Genomic DNA, 3,329 nt, shown 5'->3' with positions numbered 1-3,329 from the left:
GCCGACGCCGATGGCCAGCGCGACGGGCCATTCGAGCAGGCTCAGCGCGGTTCCTGCGGCCAGGCCGCCGTAGAACAGCGCCTGCTTCGGCGTGGGCAGTTGCGAACGGACGGTCTCGGCAGCGGAGGCGAAGTCCTCGCGGCCCGGCAGCTGCACGTCCGGCCGGTGGAACTCCGCGGTGACGAAGGGCAGGTTCACGGTCGCGCCGTGCGACTGCGCCGAGCTCGACGCGCCACCGGATCCGCTGCGCGCGGACGTCGAGGTCTGGGTGCCGGTGCGTCCGCTGCCGGACTGGCTGCGCGCCGACGGCGACGAGGTCTGGGTGCGGGAGCGCCCGCTGCCGGTGGTTTGCCCGCGGGTTCGCGTGCTGGAAGCGCTGGAGCTTGACGTTCGTGAAGCGCCCGAACTCGACGTGCCGGTGCGCCGCCCCTGCGTCCCGCTACGGGACGTGCTCCGGCTCGGTGCCGAACGCCCTCCGGAACTGGCTGCGGTGGTCATGAGCCCTCCAGAACGAAGATGTCGTTGAGAAACGTCCAGCGTACGGGAGGTTGAACAAGGAATGAATCGAACAAGGCGCGAAAAGCACGATCGTGTTCTGCCCGGCCGCGCGTTGCTGCGCACGGTCACGGCGACGGCGTGCGCGCCGCGGTCGTCAGGCGGCGAAGGAATCCCGGCACGCCGCGCTATGCCGCCGCACGACGAGGTCGATGACGCGCGGGTGCGCACCGATGGGTTCGGCAACCGCGTACACCGGTAGTTCGTTGAGCTTGCGGTGGAACAGTCCGGGCGCCAGCAGGTACGGCGCGATGAAACCCGCGCGTCCGTCCGCGCACAGGTCCGCGGTCAGCGGCGCGGCTGTCGTGACGAAACTCGGGTGCAGCCACTGCCCGCACAGCCGCCCGAGCAGGTTCGCCGCGGTACGCACGTCGGCGAGCGCACCTTCGTCGGAGGAGCCCGCGGCGGACAACAGCACCTGTTCGCCCGGGCGCCAACCGGCTTCGAGGAGCCGGTCGAGCATCGCCTCCGCGAGTTCCGGACTCGGACCCAGCGGCGCGGTCACCGCGACATCGCTGGTGCGGCCGACCTCGGCGATCTGCGCGGGCAGATCCGTGCGCACGTGGTAGCCGGACGCCAGGAACGCGGGCAGCACCACCACGGGGCCGTGCAGCGCACCCAGCGCCTCGACCACGGTGGGACCGATGACGTCGACGTAGGCGACGTGCACCGGAACGCTCGCGCGGTCGGCGACCGCCGCCGCGATGCGTTCGACGAGGACGGGACCGGCGGGGTCGCGGGTGCCGTGCGCGACGAGCAGCAGGGGAGGTGTGGCTTTCATGCTCGCGCGCATCCGTGCGCGTCCTTCATCGGTGCCGGCAACCGGCGGGAACCGATGCCGGTCGTAGTCCGGTGCGTTCGTCCGCGCAGTCACGGGACTGCGATCTCCACCATCTCGTCGCGCAGCCGCACCCGGTAGGTCGGCAGCTTCGCCGCGGGCTCGTCCAGGCATTCGCCGGTGCGCAGCGAGTAGACCTGCTTGAGCAGCGGCGAGGCCACCGTCGGTTCGCCGCCGCGGTCACCGACGATGCCGCGGCTGATCACACCCGCTCCGCAGAGCGGATCGACGCCGCCGACCGCGAACAGCTCGTCGTCGGTGGTGCGGAACACCGCGACCGGATAGCCGCCGAGCAGCGCGGGAACACCGCAGGCGGGCGGCACCGCGCTCAACGGGCAGATGGATTGCCAGCTCATGCGGAGACCTCCTCGGACCCGGCGCGCGCGGACGGCATCGGCAGCGCCACCGGACCGGGCCGGACCCGGCCGCGTTCCTCGGTGAAGCTGATCGTCGGATCCGGCGTTCCGGGGGCGTTGACGAACGAGACGAAGCGGGACAACTTCGCCGGGTCTTGCAGCACCCCGGCCCATTCGTCGGTGTAGCCGGCGACGTGCTCGGCCATCGCGGTCTCCAGTTCCGCGGCGATGCCCAGGGAGTCGCCGACCACCACCGCGCGGAGGTGCTCGATCCCGCCGTCCATGGCCTCGATCCACGCGGCGGTGCGCTGCAACCGGTCGGCGGTGCGCACGTAGAACATCAGGAACCGGTCGACGAACCGCACCAGTGTCTCGTCGTCGAGGTCGGCGGCCAGCAGTCCGGCGTGCCGCGGGGCGAACCCGCCGTTGCCGCCGACGTAGAGGTTCCAGCCGGTTTCGGTGGCGATGACGCCGAAGTCCTTCGAACGCGCCTCCGCGCACTCCCGCGCGCAGCCGGACACCCCGGCCTTGACCTTGTGCGGCGAGCGCAGCCCGCGGTAGCGCAGCTCCAGCCGGATCGCCATCGCCACCGAGTCCTGCACCCCGTAGCGGCACCAGTCGTCGCCGACGCAGGACTTCACCGTGCGCAGCGCCTTGCCGTAGGCGTGCCCGGACTCGAAACCGGCCTCGACCAGCCGCCGCCAGATCTGCGGCAGCTGCTCCACCCGCGCGCCGAACAGGTCGATCCGCTGCCCACCGGTGATCTTGGTGTAGAGCCCGAACGCGCTGGCCACCTCGCCGAGCACGATCAGCTTCTCCGGCGTGATCTCCCCGCCGGGCACCCGCGGAACCACCGAGTAGCTGCCGTTGCGCTGCATGTTCGCCAAGAACCGGTCGTTGGTGTCCTGCAGCCCGGCCTGCTCGCCGTCGAGGATGTGCCCGTTGCCGAGGCTGGCCAGGATCGAGGCCACCGCGGGTTTGCAGATGTCGCAGCCGTGCCCGGTGCCGTGCTTGCCGATCAGCTCGGAGAACGTGCCGATGCCGGTGGCGCGGACGATCTCGAACAGTTCGGCGCGGGATCGCCCGAAGTGCTCGCACAGCGCATCGGAGGTCGCCACGCCGCATTCGGCGAGCAGGTTCTTCAGCATCGGCACGCAGGAGCCGCAGCTGGTGCCCGCCTTGGTGCAGCCCTTGACGCCCGCCACATCGGTCAGCGACTCGCCGGTGATGGCGCCGGTGATGTCCGCTTTGGACACGTTGTTGCAGGAGCAGACGAGCGCATCGCCGGGCAGCGCTGCGGCGTCCGCACCCGAGCCCGCGGGCAGCAGCAGTTGCTCCGGCGGAGCCGGTAGTTCCCGCCCGATCAGCGGACGCAGCGCCGCGTACGCGCTCGCATCGCCCACCAGCACCCCGCCGAGCAGCGTCGAGGCGTCGTCGCTGAGCACCAGCTTCGCGTAGGGGCCCGCGGCGTTGTTGGCGTAGACGACCTCCAGTGCACCCGCGTTGCTCCCGTGCGCGTCGCCGAAGCTGGCGACGTCGACGCCGAGCAGTTTGAGCTTCGTCGACATGTCGGCGCCGGG

Annotated in this window: 5 protein-coding genes; 1 reads left to right on the top strand and 4 read right to left on the bottom strand. The window is 71.3% G+C overall.

Annotated features, from left to right (window positions below; genetic code table 11):
• Nucleotides 1–198 (bottom strand): hypothetical protein (locus tag IJH84_RS07665; protein ID WP_295142030.1); only part of this gene is annotated, 198 nt, incomplete at its 3' end.
• Between IJH84_RS07665 and IJH84_RS07660 the strand changes: the two genes are divergently transcribed.
• The gene (locus IJH84_RS07660) at nucleotides 179–526 is read left to right on the top strand and encodes a hypothetical protein (RefSeq protein ID WP_200072547.1); all 348 of its coding nucleotides are present in this window, start codon (nucleotides 179–181) and stop codon (nucleotides 524–526) included. The genes IJH84_RS07665 and IJH84_RS07660 overlap by 20 nt on opposite strands.
• A 126-nt stretch (nucleotides 527–652) precedes the next feature.
• Here the strand turns inward: IJH84_RS07660 and IJH84_RS07655 are convergent, their stop codons facing one another.
• From IJH84_RS07655 to nirB, 3 genes are all read right to left on the bottom strand, one after another.
• Nucleotides 653–1,348 carry a sirohydrochlorin chelatase gene (locus IJH84_RS07655; protein WP_295142026.1) on the bottom strand — a complete coding sequence of 232 codons (696 nt, stop codon included), beginning with the start codon at nucleotides 1,346–1,348 and terminating at the stop codon, nucleotides 653–655.
• Between the two features lie 77 nt (nucleotides 1,349–1,425).
• Nucleotides 1,426–1,749 (bottom strand): nitrite reductase small subunit NirD, encoded by a 324-nt coding sequence (gene nirD / locus IJH84_RS07650; protein WP_200072545.1) that lies wholly within the window; start codon nucleotides 1,747–1,749, stop codon nucleotides 1,426–1,428.
• Nucleotides 1,746–3,329, bottom strand: a 1,584-nt coding sequence (gene nirB, locus IJH84_RS07645; protein WP_295142021.1) for a nitrite reductase large subunit NirB, incomplete at its 5' end; no start/stop codon positions are given. The genes nirD and nirB, both read right to left, overlap by 4 nt.

The organism is Saccharopolyspora sp., from assembly GCF_017434145.1.
Taxonomy (GTDB): domain Bacteria; phylum Actinomycetota; class Actinomycetes; order Mycobacteriales; family Pseudonocardiaceae; genus Saccharopolyspora_C; species Saccharopolyspora_C galaxeae.
This window is presented reverse-complemented; position numbering and strand designations above follow the sequence as displayed.

What these genes read in the sequence shown, in the direction of transcription:
- IJH84_RS07655 (WP_295142026.1), bottom strand. Translation starts at nt 1,348, where the DNA reads ATGCGCGCGAGCATGAAAGCCACACCTCCCCTGCTGCTCGTCGCGCAC.
- nirD (WP_200072545.1), bottom strand. Translation starts at nt 1,749, where the DNA reads ATGAGCTGGCAATCCATCTGCCCGTTGAGCGCGGTGCCGCCCGCCTGC.